The 16164-nt window shown below is 42.9% G+C and carries 15 protein-coding genes; 5 read left to right on the top strand and 10 right to left on the bottom strand.

The window, feature by feature from the left end; all coding sequences use genetic code 11:
• Positions 1–72: 72 nt before the first annotated feature.
• On the top strand, positions 73–222 hold the full coding sequence (locus Q8M62_RS04490) for a hypothetical protein (protein ID WP_304901710.1): 150 nt from the start codon (positions 73–75) through the stop codon (positions 220–222).
• On the opposite strand, the gene Q8M62_RS04485 is transcribed toward Q8M62_RS04490, so the two are convergent.
• The 3 genes from Q8M62_RS04485 to Q8M62_RS04475 form a co-directional block, all read right to left on the bottom strand.
• Positions 223–945, bottom strand: coding sequence for a hypothetical protein (locus tag Q8M62_RS04485; RefSeq protein ID WP_304901709.1), 723 nt, complete (start codon positions 943–945; stop codon positions 223–225).
• 379 nt (positions 946–1324) lie between these two features.
• Positions 1325–1588: an NIPSNAP family protein gene (locus tag Q8M62_RS04480; RefSeq protein ID WP_304901708.1), complete on the bottom strand. Its 264-nt coding sequence runs from the start codon at positions 1586–1588 to the stop codon at positions 1325–1327.
• Positions 1589–1590: 2 nt separating this feature from the next.
• Positions 1591–1749, bottom strand: coding sequence for a hypothetical protein (locus Q8M62_RS04475; protein WP_304901707.1), 159 nt, complete (start codon positions 1747–1749; stop codon positions 1591–1593).
• A 194-nt stretch (positions 1750–1943) separates the two neighbouring features.
• Here Q8M62_RS04475 and Q8M62_RS04470 point away from each other — a divergent pair, with 194 nt between their 5' ends.
• The 3 genes from Q8M62_RS04470 to Q8M62_RS04460 all read left to right on the top strand — a co-directional run bounded on the left by Q8M62_RS04470 (position 1944) and on the right by Q8M62_RS04460 (position 4256).
• Positions 1944–2066, top strand: a complete 123-nt coding sequence (locus tag Q8M62_RS04470; RefSeq protein WP_304901706.1) for a DUF4172 domain-containing protein — start codon at positions 1944–1946, stop codon at positions 2064–2066.
• A 26-nt stretch (positions 2067–2092) separates the two neighbouring features.
• On the top strand, positions 2093–3052 hold the full coding sequence (locus Q8M62_RS04465; RefSeq protein WP_304901705.1) for a Fic family protein: 960 nt from the start codon (positions 2093–2095) through the stop codon (positions 3050–3052).
• Between the two features lie 85 nt (positions 3053–3137).
• Complete coding sequence (locus tag Q8M62_RS04460) at positions 3138–4256, top strand: amidohydrolase (protein ID WP_304901704.1); 1119 nt, start codon at positions 3138–3140, stop codon at positions 4254–4256.
• A gap of 2114 nt (positions 4257–6370) precedes the next feature.
• On the opposite strand, the gene Q8M62_RS04455 is transcribed toward Q8M62_RS04460, so the two are convergent.
• The 6 genes from Q8M62_RS04455 to Q8M62_RS04430 form a co-directional block, all read right to left on the bottom strand.
• Positions 6371–7153 carry an NIPSNAP family protein gene (locus tag Q8M62_RS04455; protein ID WP_304899517.1) on the bottom strand — a complete coding sequence of 261 codons (783 nt, stop codon included), beginning with the start codon at positions 7151–7153 and terminating at the stop codon, positions 6371–6373.
• A 225-nt stretch (positions 7154–7378) separates the two neighbouring features.
• Complete coding sequence (locus tag Q8M62_RS04450) at positions 7379–7864, bottom strand: hypothetical protein (RefSeq protein ID WP_304899516.1); 486 nt, start codon at positions 7862–7864, stop codon at positions 7379–7381.
• A gap of 59 nt (positions 7865–7923) precedes the next feature.
• Positions 7924–8658, bottom strand: coding sequence for an imm11 family protein (locus tag Q8M62_RS04445; RefSeq protein WP_304899515.1), 735 nt, complete (start codon positions 8656–8658; stop codon positions 7924–7926).
• Complete coding sequence (locus Q8M62_RS04440) at positions 8655–10517, bottom strand: AHH domain-containing protein (RefSeq protein WP_305668042.1); 1863 nt, start codon at positions 10515–10517, stop codon at positions 8655–8657. The genes Q8M62_RS04445 and Q8M62_RS04440 overlap by 4 nt, the downstream gene beginning before the upstream one ends.
• A 247-nt stretch (positions 10518–10764) precedes the next feature.
• Positions 10765–13095, bottom strand: a complete 2331-nt coding sequence (locus Q8M62_RS04435) for a M1 family metallopeptidase (protein ID WP_304899513.1) — start codon at positions 13093–13095, stop codon at positions 10765–10767.
• A 73-nt stretch (positions 13096–13168) separates the two neighbouring features.
• Entirely contained in the window at positions 13169–13747 is a 579-nt protein-coding gene (locus Q8M62_RS04430; protein ID WP_304899512.1) for a HupE/UreJ family protein, read from the bottom strand.
• A gap of 83 nt (positions 13748–13830) precedes the next feature.
• On the opposite strand from Q8M62_RS04430, the gene Q8M62_RS04425 reads away from it, so the two are divergent.
• The gene (locus Q8M62_RS04425) at positions 13831–14322 is read left to right on the top strand and encodes a DUF6702 family protein (protein WP_304899511.1); all 492 of its coding nucleotides are present in this window, start codon (positions 13831–13833) and stop codon (positions 14320–14322) included.
• 481 nt (positions 14323–14803) lie between these two features.
• Here the strand turns inward: Q8M62_RS04425 and Q8M62_RS04420 are convergent.
• Positions 14804–16164, bottom strand: a 1361-nt coding sequence (locus tag Q8M62_RS04420) for a glycine--tRNA ligase (RefSeq protein WP_305668041.1), incomplete at its 5' end; no start/stop codon positions are given.

The raw sequence follows: 16164 nt of genomic DNA, 5'->3' as shown, positions 1-16164 counted from the left end.
TGAAATTCAAAATTTGAAGTTTAGGTCAACCGAAATTTCAAATTTCAAACCTCTAATTTCAAATTGATCATTGTGGACTGGAAAAAACCCATCAAATTCAAAATCGGCTCAGAGGACTGGGAAATGCCTTTGAATGTGCTACTTCTCCTGATTGGGATTATGCTTGTTTTGATGGGATTGGGCGCGTTTTTTGGATTCCGTTTTGGTTCGGGCCAACTTTGATCAGAGATCAAATAGCTTGTTTAGCACCGAAATAAGCCATGCTGAATCCTTGAGTCCGGTTAAAATCAGGATGGCCGAAAGTTGCGAAATGGCTACAAGGACGTAAGAGAAGTAGATTTTTTTCTCTTTTTGGTAATCCAGGATTATTAGAAAAACCAACACCAGGACAATCAAGGCCTGATTCCAAGTCAGCACATCAGCCCATGAAAATGGAAAATCAGAAAATTCTTTGGGCTGATAAATCATCCCAAGCGGAATAAAAGATAAACGAGTCGTCGCTGGAGACAATACCCAAAAGACCGTACTGATCATCCATCTAGCGTGAACCGGTGTATTTTTAGCATTCCAAATTGCTGCAATGACTGATACCATAAATCCGGTGATAAACATGAAGTCCAGAAGGGAAAGGCTATAACGAACCTCAAAAAGTGGACTTTGCTCGGGTTGAAGGAGATTTCCTTTGATCACGCTCAATGCGGATGCGATCACGATACCTGCAAGAAGAATCCCGATCATGCCTACTTTTCGGTGAACATGAATCGGCCGATGGTGATAAATCCAAGGTTGGGCGATCAAAATGATATACCAAGCCGTAGCCGAAAGTCCATGCAAATGCCATTGAAATGTAGCTTCGGAAAAGCCAGTCCAATAATGGCTAAACCCAATCAGGGTTAAAACAAAAGGAAGAATAAGCCAAAGATGAAGTTTGGGGAAAGGTTTCATACTAATCCTGTTTTGAATTAATGTCTACTTTGATAGAAATAGTCAAATCAGTAGAGAAATACAGTTGGCTGAAATTCAAATGATAAGGTAATATTTTTCAATAAAATGAATGACTTGTTTTCTCAGGTTTAAAAAAGTGATCCAGTTATTTTTTTTGGAAAAAGCTAAAAGAAAAAGCCGGACATTCATCCGGCTTCAGTCAAGAGGTGAATTTTTTATATGAGTATCCGCAAGGATGCACGTTGGGTAAAAATTGGCCCATTAAGTTGCGGATCCTCGACCATGGTCTATAGTCCATGGTCCATAGCTTAGCAAATCTGTCCTCCAATCCAAATTTCAAAGGCTATGTGCAGGTTCACGGACACTCATAATTTTTTAATCAGAAATCAGAGTACTCGGTAGGGTGCAATAATAGGCGCTGATCGTTTTTGTTCATGATATTTTGGTATTCAGGCATGACTTTCATTCGATCCCAATCCGGGTCTGTTCCAAAGGCTTTCCAATGTGCATCACGGAACGCTCTGTTTGTGAATGTGGTCATATACATCAGATTGGGCATGTTTGCTCCGGCGATCACCTCTCCATAAAACACCGGATTGAAATCGAGTTTGGTGAAAATATCCATTTCACCTTCATTGAACATTTTCATTTGTAAAGGTGCTCCGTAGGGCTTTCATAGCTTCGCAATTCATACACCCGGTCTTTCTTTGGGCCAGTCACCTTAGATTCTGTAAATCTTGGCTGACCAGTGATCCCCTGAAGGAAGGCAGTTTCAATTCGCTTGTATGGAGTCAAAAGGGGCATTGAGATTCACAAACCCCAGTGGGTTCTATGGCGCCTTTGAAAGGTGAAAATCCAGGAGGATTTGGAATTTACTCCAGCTTGAGCCGTACAATATCTCTTATCAGCTCGTATTAAAATAAAAAATGAGCCGAATAACAGCGATAATCGGCTCATAAAGTTGAATAATGTGAGCCGAATATTTGTATGTTCGGCTCATGAGTTACAATTGGCAACAAAAAGGCTGGCCGGAGTTTGAGTTTACGCCCGGAATAATCGAGGATGTCCAACTCAAGTTTCTGCTGAAATCCGGAAAATCCAGTGGTCGATTTTCAAAATAACCGAAGAGAAGAAAGACCAACTTCTTGTGGATATTCTATTGTCCGAAGCGATCAAGACTTCTGAGATCGAAGGGGAATACTTAAGTCAGGTGGATGTGATGTCTTCCCTCAAAAAGAACCTCGGAATCCATGAGGAGCAGCCGCGGCTAGTTAAAGATCCTCGTGCCAAGGGCATTGCCAAGCTGATGGTTGCAGTGCGCCAAACTTGGAAGGCCCCACTCAGCGACACGATGCTTTTCTCCTGGCATGAGATGCTGATGGAGGGTAATCGCTATGTTCAGGCAGGAGCATGGCGAAAGGGAAGCGAGCCGATGCAAGTTGTTTCGGGAGCCTTGGGCAAAGAAATCGTCCACTTCGAAGCGCCACCGTCTGAGCAGGTACCCGATGAAATGAATCGGTTTATAGCCTGGTTCAATGCCACGAATCCAGAAGGAGAAAAGGCGATTCGGAATCCGATCTTGCGAGCGGCATTGGTTCATTTGTATTTCGAAAGTATCCATCCCTTCGAGGACGGAAATGGGCGAATCGGTCGGATATTGGCAGAAAAAGCACTTCACCAAGGACTCGAGCAGCCGATTTTGATTAGTTTATCCCAAGTCATTGAGGTCAAGCGAGAGCTGTATTACGATCAACTTAAGCAAGCGCAACGCAGTCTCCAAGTGAATGACTGGTTGCGTTATTTTGGGGATGTGGTGATGAAAGCCCAGGAAAAAGTTGAAGAAGTGATTGAGTTTTCACTTCAGAAAACCAAGCTTTTCGATTCGTATAGCAAAGAATTGAATGAGCGGGAAATGAAAGCCTTAAACCGAATGCTGGATGAAGGTCCGGATGGATTTGAAGGAGGAATGAATGCCAAAAAATACATTTCGCTTACCGGTGCTTCGAAAGCTACTGCTACCCGGGACCTGCAGCATTTGCGTGACTTGGGGATTTTCGTGGCGGAAGGTGGAGGACGAAGTGTGCGGTACCAGGTTAAGTTAGCTTGAGGTGAGCTTTTCCCATAAATTGAAATCAAAACCCTAAACTTTTCCAAAGTTTGAACTTTGGAAAAGTTGACTTAAACACAATTCCATGAATAATCTGATCCACCTCCGACATACGCTCCACCAATTTCCCGAAGTTGCTTTGGAAGAAAGCCAAACTGCCCAGCGGATTTTAGATTTTTTTCAACCACTGGAACCAGATCAAGTTTATGAAAAGTTAGGCGGTACAGGCCTAGCTTTTGTCTTCAAAGGGAAAAAGCCTGGAAAGCGTCTTCTTTTCCGCTGTGAATTGGATGCCTTGCCGATCGAGGACCTGAAGGAAAGTCCACATCAAAGTCAGACCAAAGGCAAAGGTCATCTCTGCGGGCATGACGGCCACATGGCGATTATTTGCGGTTTGGGTGAAAAACTAGCTCAGAACCGACCTGAAAAAGGAGAAGTTGTCCTGCTTTTCCAACCTGCCGAAGAAACAGGAGATGGTGCCAAGGCTGTTTTGGAAGATCGGAGATTTGAGCAGATAAAACCTGATTTTGCTTTTGCGCTGCATAATCTACCCGGCTATCCAATGCATCAGATCGTAATGCGAGATGGGACTTTTGCCGCTGGAAGTACCGGAATGACTATTACTTTGACAGGAAAAACCTCTCACTCTGCTCATCCCGAAGCTGGGATCAATCCTGCACAAGCTTTGGCAAAGCTCATTCAAGAACTGCCTCAATTACCAAAGGAAGCGGAGGGATTTGCCTTACTTACTTTGATTCACGCGGAGCTCGGAAGTTTGGCTTTTGGGACGAGTGCAGGTAAGGGAAGTCTGAGTATGACTTTGCGGGCATTTGATCAGCAGGAGTTGGATAGTTTGATTGAAAAAGTGAAGGCAAAAGCCCAAGCTGTGGCTGAATCGGAAAGATTAAGCGTGGAATTTGGCTTTGTGGAGCAGTTTGCCGTCTCAGTCAACGACCCGGAGCTTTATCAATTGGTAGAAGAAACCGCCAAAAATCTGGGGCTCAGTCTGGTGGAAAAGCCGGAACCCTTTCGCTGGTCAGAGGATTTTGGCTTGTTTTCTCAGGTTTGCCCATCATTCCTATTTGGATTGGGAGCGGGTGAAAACTGTCCGCAGCTTCATGAAGGGACCTATGATTTTCCGGATGAGTTGATCGGGACGGGAGTGGAGATGTTTGAGGGGATTTTATTGGCACTTCAAAAGTGAAGGGTTTTTTACCACAGAGTTCACTGAGAAAAAAGAGATCGGGGGAGGTGTTTTTTGAAAAGGACTTCATGAATTATTGGCTTGGGTGGCTATTTTCAAGGTCGCAGAGGTGTTCGCTTCGCTCGTCACTGCGAAAAAGTGCCAAAGGCACGCGCTGTGACAGCCCGGTATGCAATGCCGGGATTACAGGATAAGATTCTGATTAGAGTGCTGAAGGCACGATCTGTTTTTACCTAAGTCCAAAAAGGTTTTTTACAACAAAGTTTTTTTTTACCGCAAAGGACACGAAGGGTCGCAAAGGGGTTTTTTATCACAAAAAGCTCTAAGGTTTTTAAGTTTAAGACGGTGTCAGTATTTCCAGCTGATTTACGCAGAAAAAGACGCTGATCTTCGCAGATTTTGTCCCACAGATGATCACAGAAAAAGTCACGGATGGACACAGATTTCTTATAACAATCTCCATTTTTCTCCCGCTCTCTGTGGTTATTTTTTTTAGCCGCAAAGGACACGAAGGAACGCAAAGTGATTTTAACACCAAGTTCACTGAGAAGTAGAGGTGTAGGGATTTGGGCTTGAATTGAACTTCAAAGATTAATGGCTCGGGATGCTTTTTCAAGGTCGCAGAGGTGTTCGCTTCGCTCTTCACTTCGAAAAAGTGCCAAAGGCACGCGCTGTGACAGCCCGGTATGCAATGCCGGGATTACAGGATAAGATTCTGATTAGAGTGCTGAAGGCACAATCTGTTTTTACCTGAGTCCAAAAAGGGTTTTTTACAACAAAGTTTTTTTGCCACAAAGGACACGAAGGATCGCAAAGGGTTTTTTACCACAAAAAGCTCTTAGGTTTTTAAGTTTAAGACGGTGTCAGTATTTCCCGCTGATTTACGCAGAAAAAGACGCTGATCTTCGCAGATTTTGTCCCACAGATGATCACAGAAAAAGTCACGAATGGACACAGATTTCTTATACCAATCTCCATTTTTCTCCCGCTCTCTGTGGTTATTTTTTTTAGCCACGAAGGCCGCTAAGGAACGCAAAGGGATTTTACCACCAAGTTCACTGAGAAGAAGAGGTGTAGGGATTTGGGCTTGAATTGAACTTCAAAGATTATTGGCTCGGGATGCTTTTTCAAGGTCGCAGAGGTGTTCGCTTCGCTCTTCACTGCGAAAAAGTGCCAAAGGCACGCGCTGTGACAGCCCGGTATGCAATGCCGGGATTACAGGATAAGATTCTGATTAGAGTGCTGAAGGCACGATCTGTTTTTACCTCAGTCTAAAAAGGTTTTTTACAACAAAGTTTTTTTTTTACCGCAAAGGACACGAAGGGTCGCAAAGGGGTTTTACCACCAAGTTCACTGAGAAGAAGAGGTGTAGGGATTTGGGCTTGAATTGAACTTCATGGATTCTGGCTCAGGAAGACTTTTTCAAGGTCGCAGAGGTGTTCGCTTCGCTCTTCACTGCGAAATAGTGCCAAAGGCACGTACTGTGACAGCCCGGTATGCAATGCCGGGATTACAGGATAAGATTCTGATTAGAGTGCTGAAGGCACGATCTGTTTTTACCTCAGTCCAAAAAGGTTTTTTACAACAAAGTTTTTTTGCCACAAAGGACACGAAGGATCGCAAAGGGTTTTTTACCACAAAAATCTCTTAGGTTTTTAAGTTTAAGACGGTGTCAGTATTTCCCGCTGATTTACGCAGAAAAAGACGCTGATCTTCGCAGATTTTGTCCCACAGATGATCACAGAAAAAGTCACGGATGGACACAGATTTCTTATAACAATCTCCATTTTTCTCCCGCTCTCTGTGGTTATTTTTTTTAGCCACGAAGGCCGCAAAGGAACGCAAAGTGATTTTTACCACAAAGGTTAAAAAGGAAAGAGGTTGAGGGATTTGAGCTGGAAGTGAACTTCATGGATTCTGGTTCGGGATGCTTTTTCAAGGTCATTGAGGTGTTCGCTTCGCTCTTGGATGTAGGGTTTTTTCAGCCGCCAAAGCCGCCAAGACTTTGCGCCTTTCCGTCTTTGCGTGATTATTGCATCCACATTTATTCGGAGGGCGGGCAATGAAGCCCATTTTGGAATAAAAAAGGCCGACAATCGCCGGCCATTTTTGTTTTAGAAATCTGAATATTCAGTAGGATACAAAAGCCGCTGATCATTTCGGTTCATGATATTTTGATATTCAGGCATCACTTTCATTCTGTCCCAGTCAGGATCAGTTCCGAAGGCTTTCCAATGGGCATCCCGAGATTCCATGTTGGAAAAAGTGGTCATGTACATCAGATTGGGCATAGTTGCACCTGCGATTACCTCACCATAAAACACCGGATTGAAATCCAGCTTGGTGAAAATGTCCATTTCACCGGAGTTGAACATCTTGACTTTTTGTTTGTAAAGTTTTTCCGTCTGACTCTCGTAGCTTCTTAGCTCATACACTCGGTCTTTCTTTGGACTGGTCACTTTTGACTCAGTAAACCGAGGTTGACCGGTAAAGGCCTGCATTAAAGAAGTTTCTATTCGCTTGTAGGGGGGATTGTCGTGAGGCGCATTGATGTAAGCTGATCCAGCAGTCTGATAGGTTTGATCTTTGCTGAGCTTTCCTTCCATTTTTGCATAGACTTTCATGGATGAATAGGGAATAAAGAGGTAAACCCTTTTTCCTGCATCAGGCTGAGAAGCGACTGGTTTGAATACGCCAATTTTTTCTACTCCATTTCTGTGAAGCGCAGGTAATAGGGCCTTTTCAAAATAGGTGTCCAGCTGACTTTCTTGATTGGCATTTTCGATATGGTACGTTCGAAGTTCATAGAAATCTCTTTTCCCCTGAGCAAAGGAGCTTGAGGTCAAGAAGGCAAAGAAGGCCAGTAAGGCAATAGAAAATAGGTTTTTTGTTTGCATGGCAATGGGTTTTTAGGGTTGATTGCTATTTAGATACTTGCAATTTAACCCAAAATAGTGCGAGATATTTCCCGTCTATGGATTAGAGGTGGTTTCACGAAAAGACCTGCCAGGTTTTCAAAACCTGGCAGGTCTATCTAAGCAAAAAGCCCCGAAGAAATCTCCCCCGGGGCTGTATTCAAATTAACTCCCCGGCCGATGTCCTCACCGACCGGAATTCTACTTTTAGACCATTTCCTTTGTGAAATAAGTGCAGCCCAACTCAAACCAGCTTTCTCCTTTTTTTACAGGAATTAGCTCAGCTTCTAGGATATCCTCTCCCCGGTAACCCAACCCCTGTAATTCATCCTCAACGAGAAATTCCCCAAGCTCTTGAGAAAGATCGATAATCAACTTGTGATGAATCAAGTATGCCGCATTAAGCACCAGATAGCGAGGATCATTATTGTCAGGTTCTACAAACTTCAGCTGTGCCACTTGCTCCAACATCGAGATTGGCAGATACCAAGAATCCCCGGCATCTTCCCATTCCCGACCCTCCACATCCATCGGAGTCAGGGGCAAATCATAAGTATTCAAGAGATAGTTAAGTGATTTCCGTGCTTGCTCTTCGGGAGAAAGTTCGGACTCGTACAGTTCTGTAATTTTCCGTTTGAGTTCTGTTTCGGATTCTACCCATTCTTCCAAACTGGGCCAGGTTTTTCGTTTCATATTACAAGAACTTTGAAAAAGAGAATCCAGCCCAAAACCGTTCTAGGCTGAATTCCATATTATTTGTAAAACTGCTTTCGGATGCCATTAGGACCATACCATTCTTCTTCAGATAGTTCTAGAGGTTTGAATTCAATGTCAAAAATATTTCTATCAATTATCCGATCTTTCAATTCTGTAGAGATTATTATGTCAGGAATAAAAATCTCTTTCAGTAAAAGAACATCTTGGGAGCAAGTTTTTTTAATAGAAAGTTTTTCAGGGGAAATACTTCCTTTTTTTAATTTAAGTTCTGCCTTAAAGGACTTATAGTTTTCAAGATCAAGAAATTTCTTTTTTTCATATTCGTGAGCAAATGTTAATTGAATGAATGGATTGCCAGTACTTCTAGAAACTTCTGCTATAAAAGAACTTTGGTCAAAGTCAATGCAATTGTCGTTGAATTTGAAATAGTTAGTAATCCAATAATCATTAATCTCTTTATTTTTTTGAATTAATTCGGCTGGGAAAAATTGTATTTTGGAATTTGCGTTAACTTCTTCCATTATTTCCTTTAAGGCATTGGACATAATTAATCTTGTTGAAAGCATGCCTCCAGAATAGAAAAGTGATGGTATTCTTCGTGAGTCAGAAATTTCAATTATCGGGATCTTAGGTTTGAATTCTATCCAAGAATAATTAGGATGATTTCCAAGAAAATCGGGATCGTCTTTATGACATGGAAGTAAATAGTTCTTGATTAAATCTTCAGACGATAAATTTTCAGAATTTGGCATTACTTGAAAGAAGTTCATCGGAAGTTAATTTGGTTTAAGTGTACATTAGGATTGGCTTGTATTGCAGTCTTGGCTTTGTTAATTAATTCGGCTACTTTTTGATAATAAAAATCAGGTGTCTCATTTGGGAAGTCATTTTTTATCATTTCTAATCGTGAAAGAATTAGATTATTATATATATCATGATTTGGTTGATTTCTCCAAGAATCAACTGGTATTCCATTAAGCACTTCATTCATGTGAAACGCATTTGCAGATTTCGCTGCTTCCTGAATAACTGAATGCTTTTGAATTGCTGTAGACCAAGGAATAATATGATGTGCTTGTTCCGTTGTTAGAATGTTTGGAAACATGCTCCTAAGTTGACTTCTATCTCCAAAGGTAATAAAACCCTCCCTATCAAGGATCCATCGGATTACTTGTTTGCTCTGTAGGTCAGTCGCAGATTGAATTACTTTAAATCCGATTTTTGGTCCAGAAGTAATGTAACCAAGGAATGGCAAACTAGACGCAACACTTAAGGTAGCATTGACTCCGTCACCTTCAATTACGTAAAGAACACCATTTATTAAATCGGCAGGCTCCCCTAATTCTGGTACTAGACCCAATATATCAAGAGTAAAATGAAGAGCTTCTTTGTTAGCATCATAGTATAAAAGGTACTTTTTCCAACTGCCATCAGGATTTTTATACTTAGTAGGGTTCTCAAATTTTAGGTATGCGATTTTGGTATTTATAAAAATTGAGTAATAGTGAAGGATTATTGGGTCAATCAAGTTTCCCTCTACTAGATGATCAACAGCTAGTCCAAAATTCTGATTCATTTGACTAGACAAAACTCCTTCCATTTGGGCTGCAAGAGTAATCATTGCAGCTTTTTGGTCTAGATTGAGTTCTGACTGAAGGAGGGATTTAAATTCCGTTGAAAACGCATCATTCAAACTCAAATAGGCCATGTGCCAATCTGAAAGATTAAAATCAGTAAGTAAGTTGTCGATTTGAGTAGCATTTCTAGTAAGCGTAAAGGCAGGAGATCCGAAATCTGAAACTGAACAATCCATGCAGGTCATATTAGCTGCACCTGAAATGGAAAATTTTCTCATTTGAGCGTCACTACATGAAATTGTAATAATTGGATATCTTGTAGGGTCATTGCAACCACAAGTGTGCATGTGATTCATGCAGGAACAAGGACTCCAAGAAAGTGTCCAAGAACATGTTCCAGAAGAAGTTCCACCTCCTCCTCCAGGTGTTATCCAAAGGCTTCCGCCACTTCCACCAGATCCTCCTCCATAGCTTGAGCCATAATCAATTGTTACCTGATCACAGGTCACTGGATCTCCATTGCTGTCAAATACTCCGTCACATCGTTCCAAAAATCCTGGATTGGAATCATTAAAAAAGCTGGAGAAGGGAAAGCGCTTGATGGTCACACCGGAAGCAAGTAAATCTTTCGTCACCTCAAAATCTTGGTATTGAATGCTGTCAAATTCATACTGAAGTACATACTGATCCAACACATTGTCCACACTGTCAGCAACCAATACCAGATTAAACGTGCTGTACTTATCTCCTTTTGCCAGAAAAGGGACAGTGTAAGTTCGTCGCTTTAATGTATCTGTAGTCAGTTGGGATGCTTCCAGATCAAAGGTGAAATCCGAAATTTGCCTCATTTGGGCAGATTCAATTACATTAAAACCGATTCGTTTTTGCAACTTTTTACCCAATGAAAGGAAAGTACTTTTGCTTACTCGTGTCACTTGGTAAGGGCCCTGAATTTGCTCAATTGTATCAGGCTCTATCGCCAACTCTTCGATGGGTTGCATTTCACAGCTCCAAAAAAGCAGGACATATGCGAAAAAGATAAGATTTCTCATAAGGTTTTTAGTTTGAAAAATACGTGGGGGGGGGGGGAGAATGTCAATACCCTATATAGGGTATTTTTGAGGGTTTTTGAAAAAAAATACCTGCAAGGTTTTCAAAACTTGTCAGGTCTATCCAAGCAAAAAGCCCCGAAGAAATCTCCCCCGGGGCTTGATTTTTTTAAGTTGACTTGCTTGTCTTTGATTTCCAAAGCGTCCAGGAGCCGAAACATCGGTCATCGGACATCGGTCATCCAACTCTTTACTTTTTCTGAGCCTTCTTCATCGGATTATCACCGGTTGAGGCTCCACGTGCTGCACCGTTACTTTTGAATAGTTCAAAACGGCTCGGCTGATATTGTCGCGGCCAATAGTTGCTGCTTTCGTCGATGTCGGCGGTTTCACGCTTGGGATCGAGTACAAAGCGAACCACTTCTTTTTGCTTCGCAAAAACTTTGGTCACCTGTGTTTCATTTTTTCTCCAGATCTCGGCTGGAATTCGCTCAATCTCCGAAGTACCATCAGCAAAGTGGAATTCGATAATCAATGGCATCACCAATCCTCCCACGTTTCTGAACGTCATTTCGTAGAAGTTCATATTGCTGTTGAACACGGCTTTTTCCCGCTCGCTGAGGCTAGCTACGAAACTCTTGTATTTGGCATCATCTTCTGGAGTGACCGCAAATCGATTGTAGCTGTTGTAGAAGTCACGGGTTTTTGGATCCGCTTCCAAGACAGTCTGAGTTACATCTGTTTTGTTGAATTCACGGCTGACGTAATCTTCCTCTCGGTCGTAGGTAGCTTTTGCTTCTGCAGCTCGCTCTGCAGGAGGTCTATTGTCCAACTTGAACCAAGTGACATTTTCAATGGAAATATCGACTGGGTCAGTTCCGTAGAACCAACCTCTCCAGAACCAATCCAAATCCACAGCCGATGCGTCTTCCATCGTTCTGAACAGATCGTCCGGAGTTGGGTGCTTAAACATCCATCTTCTTGCATATTCCTTGAAGGCATAGTCAAATAGCTCACGGCCCATGACAGTCTCACGAAGGATATTCAGGGCGGTAGCTGGCTTTGCATACGCATTTGGACCAAACTGAATGATGTTTTCAGAATTAGTCATGATCGGCTCCAATGTGTTCTTTTCGCTTCTCATGTAAGGAACTATTTTGTGAGCCGCACCTCGTCGGGAAGGATAATTTCTGTCCCATTCCTGCTCGGCCATGAATTGCATGAAAGTGTTCAATCCTTCGTCCATCCAAGTCCACTGTCGCTCGTCTGAGTTGACGATCATAGGGAAGAAGTTGTGACCAACCTCATGGATGATTACTCCAATCATACCGTATTTCACCGCTTCGGAGTAGGTGCCATCCGCATCCGGACGTCCGTAGTTGAAGCAGATCATCGGGTATTCCATTCCGTTACTTGCTTCCACGGAGATGGCCGTTGGGTAGGGGTAATCAAACGTGTGTGCTGAGTAAGATTTGATGGTGTGGGCTACTACTTTGGTAGAATATTGCTCCCAAAGTGGATTGCCTTCCTTGCCGTAGTAGGACATCGCCATGACGTCTTTTCCGCCTTGCTTCACTGCCATGGCATCCCAGATGAACTTTCTGGAAGAAGTCCATGCGAAATCACGGACATTTTCAGCTTTGTAAATCCAGGTCTTTTTGCCGGAGGCTTTCTTTTTCTCCAAAGATTCAGCTTCCGCTTGAGTTCGGATGATCACCGGCTCATCGTAAGTCTTTTTTGCTTTGTTCCATCGGTCAAGTTCGGTGGAGGAAAGCACTTCTTCCGGATTTTGAAGCACTCCAGTTGCTCCGACCATGTGATCTGCAGGGACGGTGATGCGGACTTCATAATTTCCAAAAGTCAAAGCAAATTCACCGGCTCCGAGGAACTGCTTGTTTTGCCATCCTTGGAAGTCGGAGTAGACCGCCATTCTTGGGAACCACTCTGCCATGGTGTAGAGGTAGTTTCCGTCCTTTGGGAAAAACTCATAGCCCGGACGTCCGCCGATGAAGCCCATTCGGTCGTGAATGTTGAAGCTCCAATCGATGGTAAAGCTGAAGGTTTCACCGGGATTTAGAGGCTGTGGAAGATCCACACGCATCATGGTTTTGTTGATGGCTACATTCAAGGGGGTCCCATTGCCATCTTTGATGGAAGCGATCTTCAGATCATAGTCATCGGAGTGCCAAAGAATCCCATCCAGCTGGCGTAGGCTCATTTGAGGATTGAGGCTGGATTCGGTGACTTTTGGGGTGTCAGAGTCTTTGCTTCGGTTATTTTGATCGAGCTGAAGCCAAAGGTAAGTCAGCTGATCCGGGGAATTGTTGATGTATGTAACAGTCTCATTTCCTTTGATGGACTGATTGTCGTCGTTGAGCTCGACATTGATCAAATAGTTGGCTTGCTGCTGCCAATACATGTGTCCCGGAGCTCCGGAGGCAGTTCGGTAAACGTTAGGCGTGCGGAGCATTGTGCCTAACTGCTCAAAACGGACTGCGTGATTTTGCTCGGGCTGTTGTGCCCATACAGGAGCAGTTCCCACAAGACCAATTGCTGCGATTGCAAGTAATTTTTTTATCATATTTTTTACTCGTTGATTATTCTATAAAACAGTCTAATAACCAGACTGGAAAGGTTCTGTTCATAAAGTATGGTTACCAAAATTTGGTCTCTAACATCAGCATACAGGCGATACCCAAGACAAATGCTGACACGACCAGTGTCCACTCTTTCCTGTTAACTCCTGCCAAGTTGACCAAGGAAGTCAACAGCAGAAAAGCCGCGACGATAATGATTTGGCCCACTTCCAGCCCAATGTTGAAGGAAAGCAAGGGCTGCCAGATACTGGTTTCTTTGCCCAGAAGTGCTTTGAGGTAGTTGGAAAATCCCAAACCATGGATCAGTCCAAAGAAAACCGCAAACAGGTAATTCAGTTGAATACCCTTCCCGCTACTTGGTTTTGGTTTGAATAGTGTAATCAAAGCCGTAAAGGCAATAGTCACCGGAATAAGGAATTCGATCACATCAGCCCGGATTTGAATGACATTGAAAGTGGCCAAAGCCAAGGTGAGGGAATGCCCTATGGTGAAAGCAGTGACGAGAATCAGGATTTTTTTCCAGTCTCTAGCTACATAGACCGCGCAAAGTGCCAATACGAAAAGAATGTGATCAAAACCCTGAATATCCAGAATGTGCTGTAATCCGAGTTTAAAATACAATTGAAAAGAATTCATATTTGGGGTTTGGTACTGCTAAAGAAGTAAATTGCGGCGAAAATACAGTATAATTCCCACAAAAGGCGGAAAGCCCTGACTAAATGCAACATCTTTACATTTCATGGATTGTACTTCTGTTGATTGCCAAAGCGCATCCATTCTTTATCAGCTTGACTGAGATCAGGTTCAATCCTAACAGCAAGAAAATGGAGATCGCCCAGAAGATTTTTTGGGATGATCTGGAGCTCGCTTTGGGTAATGAATTCAAAGAAAAAGTGGATTTTCTCAATCCGAAAGATAAGGCAAAGCTGGATGGCCAAATCAGGGAATATTTGCTAAAACATAATCAGTTAGCGGTCAACGGGAAGTCATTAACCTTGAATTATCTGGGCTATGAAGTGGAGGAAGATGCGGCGTGGTTTTATATTGAATCCTCCGCAACTGAAATCCCGAAGTCTATAGAAGTCAAAAACACCATCCTACTGAATGACTTCAACGGACAACAGAACATCGTCCATGTCTATAGTCAATCCAAATCTCCACGAAGTTTACTTTTGGGAAAAGGGGAGGAAAAGGGGAAGATTGAGTTTTGAAGTATCAAGACGCTAGACACAAGTATCAAGATGATAGACACGATTGACAATGAGCAATTACCAATGGTCAATGTCCAATTTACAAGTGGTAGTGATTGCAATGAGGTTCGTTGAGACTAACTCCCCCTTTGAGTTCAAGTTTAGTTTTGGGAAAGAATCTTGGTAAAAGGGGGTAAGGGGGATTTTTCGAGAAGAAGGAAGGGATTGGGAATAACCAAAATAGCAATGATCAATTCTCAAGATGGGGCATCCGTCCTTGAAAATTGATCAGTGGGTTTGGAAATTGAAAATTGATTACGGCAATTTCACGCAGATTTTCGCTGAAAAAGTCGCGGATTTTCGCAGATCTTTTAATATTCAAAATCTTTTCTCCCAAAAATAACTTCCCGCCCTCAGCGTCTCAGCGATGAAATAAAAAAAGCCGCCAGAAATCAATCTGACGGCTTTTTTAAATCCGAAATCAAAATTCCGAAATCCGAAATCAAAGCTTCTCAAATATCCTTCTAAAGCTCGTCGCCTCCGCGATTCTTCCATGAAGTTCAGAGATAGACACGCGCTCCTGCTCAGTAGTATCTCTGTGCCGGATAGTGACGGTATTATCTTCCAAAGTCTGATGATCCACAGCAATACAGAATGGAGTGCCGATCAAATCCTGACGTGCATAGCGCTTTCCGATCGAAGCCGCATCTTCGTAGATAATATTGAAGTCGTATTTCAGCAATTCCACAATTTCCTTTGCTTTTTCAGGTAAGCCGTCTTTCTTCACAATCGGAAGAATCGCAGCTTTCACAGGAGCGATAGCGGGATGGAATTTCAAATAAGTTCTGCTTTTTTCCTCTGAATTTTCCTCAGTATATGCATTGCAAAGGGTCAAGAGAAATAGTCGATCCGCTCCGATTGAGGTTTCAATCACATAAGGAATGTAATTCTGATTGATCTCAGGATCGAAGTATTGCTGCTTCTTTCTGGAGAATTCCTGATGGCTTTTCAGGTCAAAATCAGTTCTGGAGTGAATGCCTTCCACTTCTTTGAAGCCAAATGGAAACTCAAACTCAATGTCCATCGCTGCATTTGCGTAGTGGGCTAGTTTTTCGTGATCGTGTTTTTTGAGCTTTTCCGCAGGGGTACCCAAAGCCAAATGCCACTTCATGCGCGTTTCTGCCCAGAAGGCGTACCAGTCCATTTCGGTGCCGGGGCGGATGAAAAACTGCATTTCCATCTGCTCAAATTCACGCATTCTGAAAATAAACTGACGGGCAACGATCTCATTTCTGAAGGCCTTTCCGATCTGTGCAATGCCGAAAGGAACCTTCATTCGTGCAGTCTTCTGCACATTCAGAAAGTTGACAAAAATGCCTTGTGCTGTCTCCGGACGCAAATAAATGGTGGAGGAATCTTCTGCTACAGATCCAACTTGCGTGGAAAACATTAAGTTAAATTGACGAACATCAGTCCAGTTGGAGGTTCCGGAGATCGGGCATTTGATACCTTCGTTGGTAATCAGATCACGGACTCCGTCCAAATCTTCAGCTTCCAATAAACGGGCAAGCGCTGCAGTTAACGATTTCCCTCTTTCGGCTTCACCTTCTTTTTCGAGTTTGGCGGCATGTTCTTCTACCAGCACATCGGCACGGTAGCGCTTTTTGCTGTCCTTGTTGTCGATCATGGGATCGTTGAAAGAATCCACGTGGCCGGAAGCCTTCCAAGTAGTCGGATGCATAAAAATAGAGGCATCAATTCCGACGATATTGTCCTGCACGCGAGTCATGGATTCCCACCAAAGGCGCTTGAGGTTGTTTTTCAATTCTACCCCATAAGCTCCGTAGTCATAGACCGCCTGCA

It is taken from the genome of Algoriphagus sp., assembly GCF_030694375.1.
In the GTDB taxonomy this organism is placed as follows: Bacteria; Bacteroidota; Bacteroidia; order Cytophagales; family Cyclobacteriaceae; genus Algoriphagus.
This window is presented reverse-complemented; position numbering and strand designations above follow the sequence as displayed.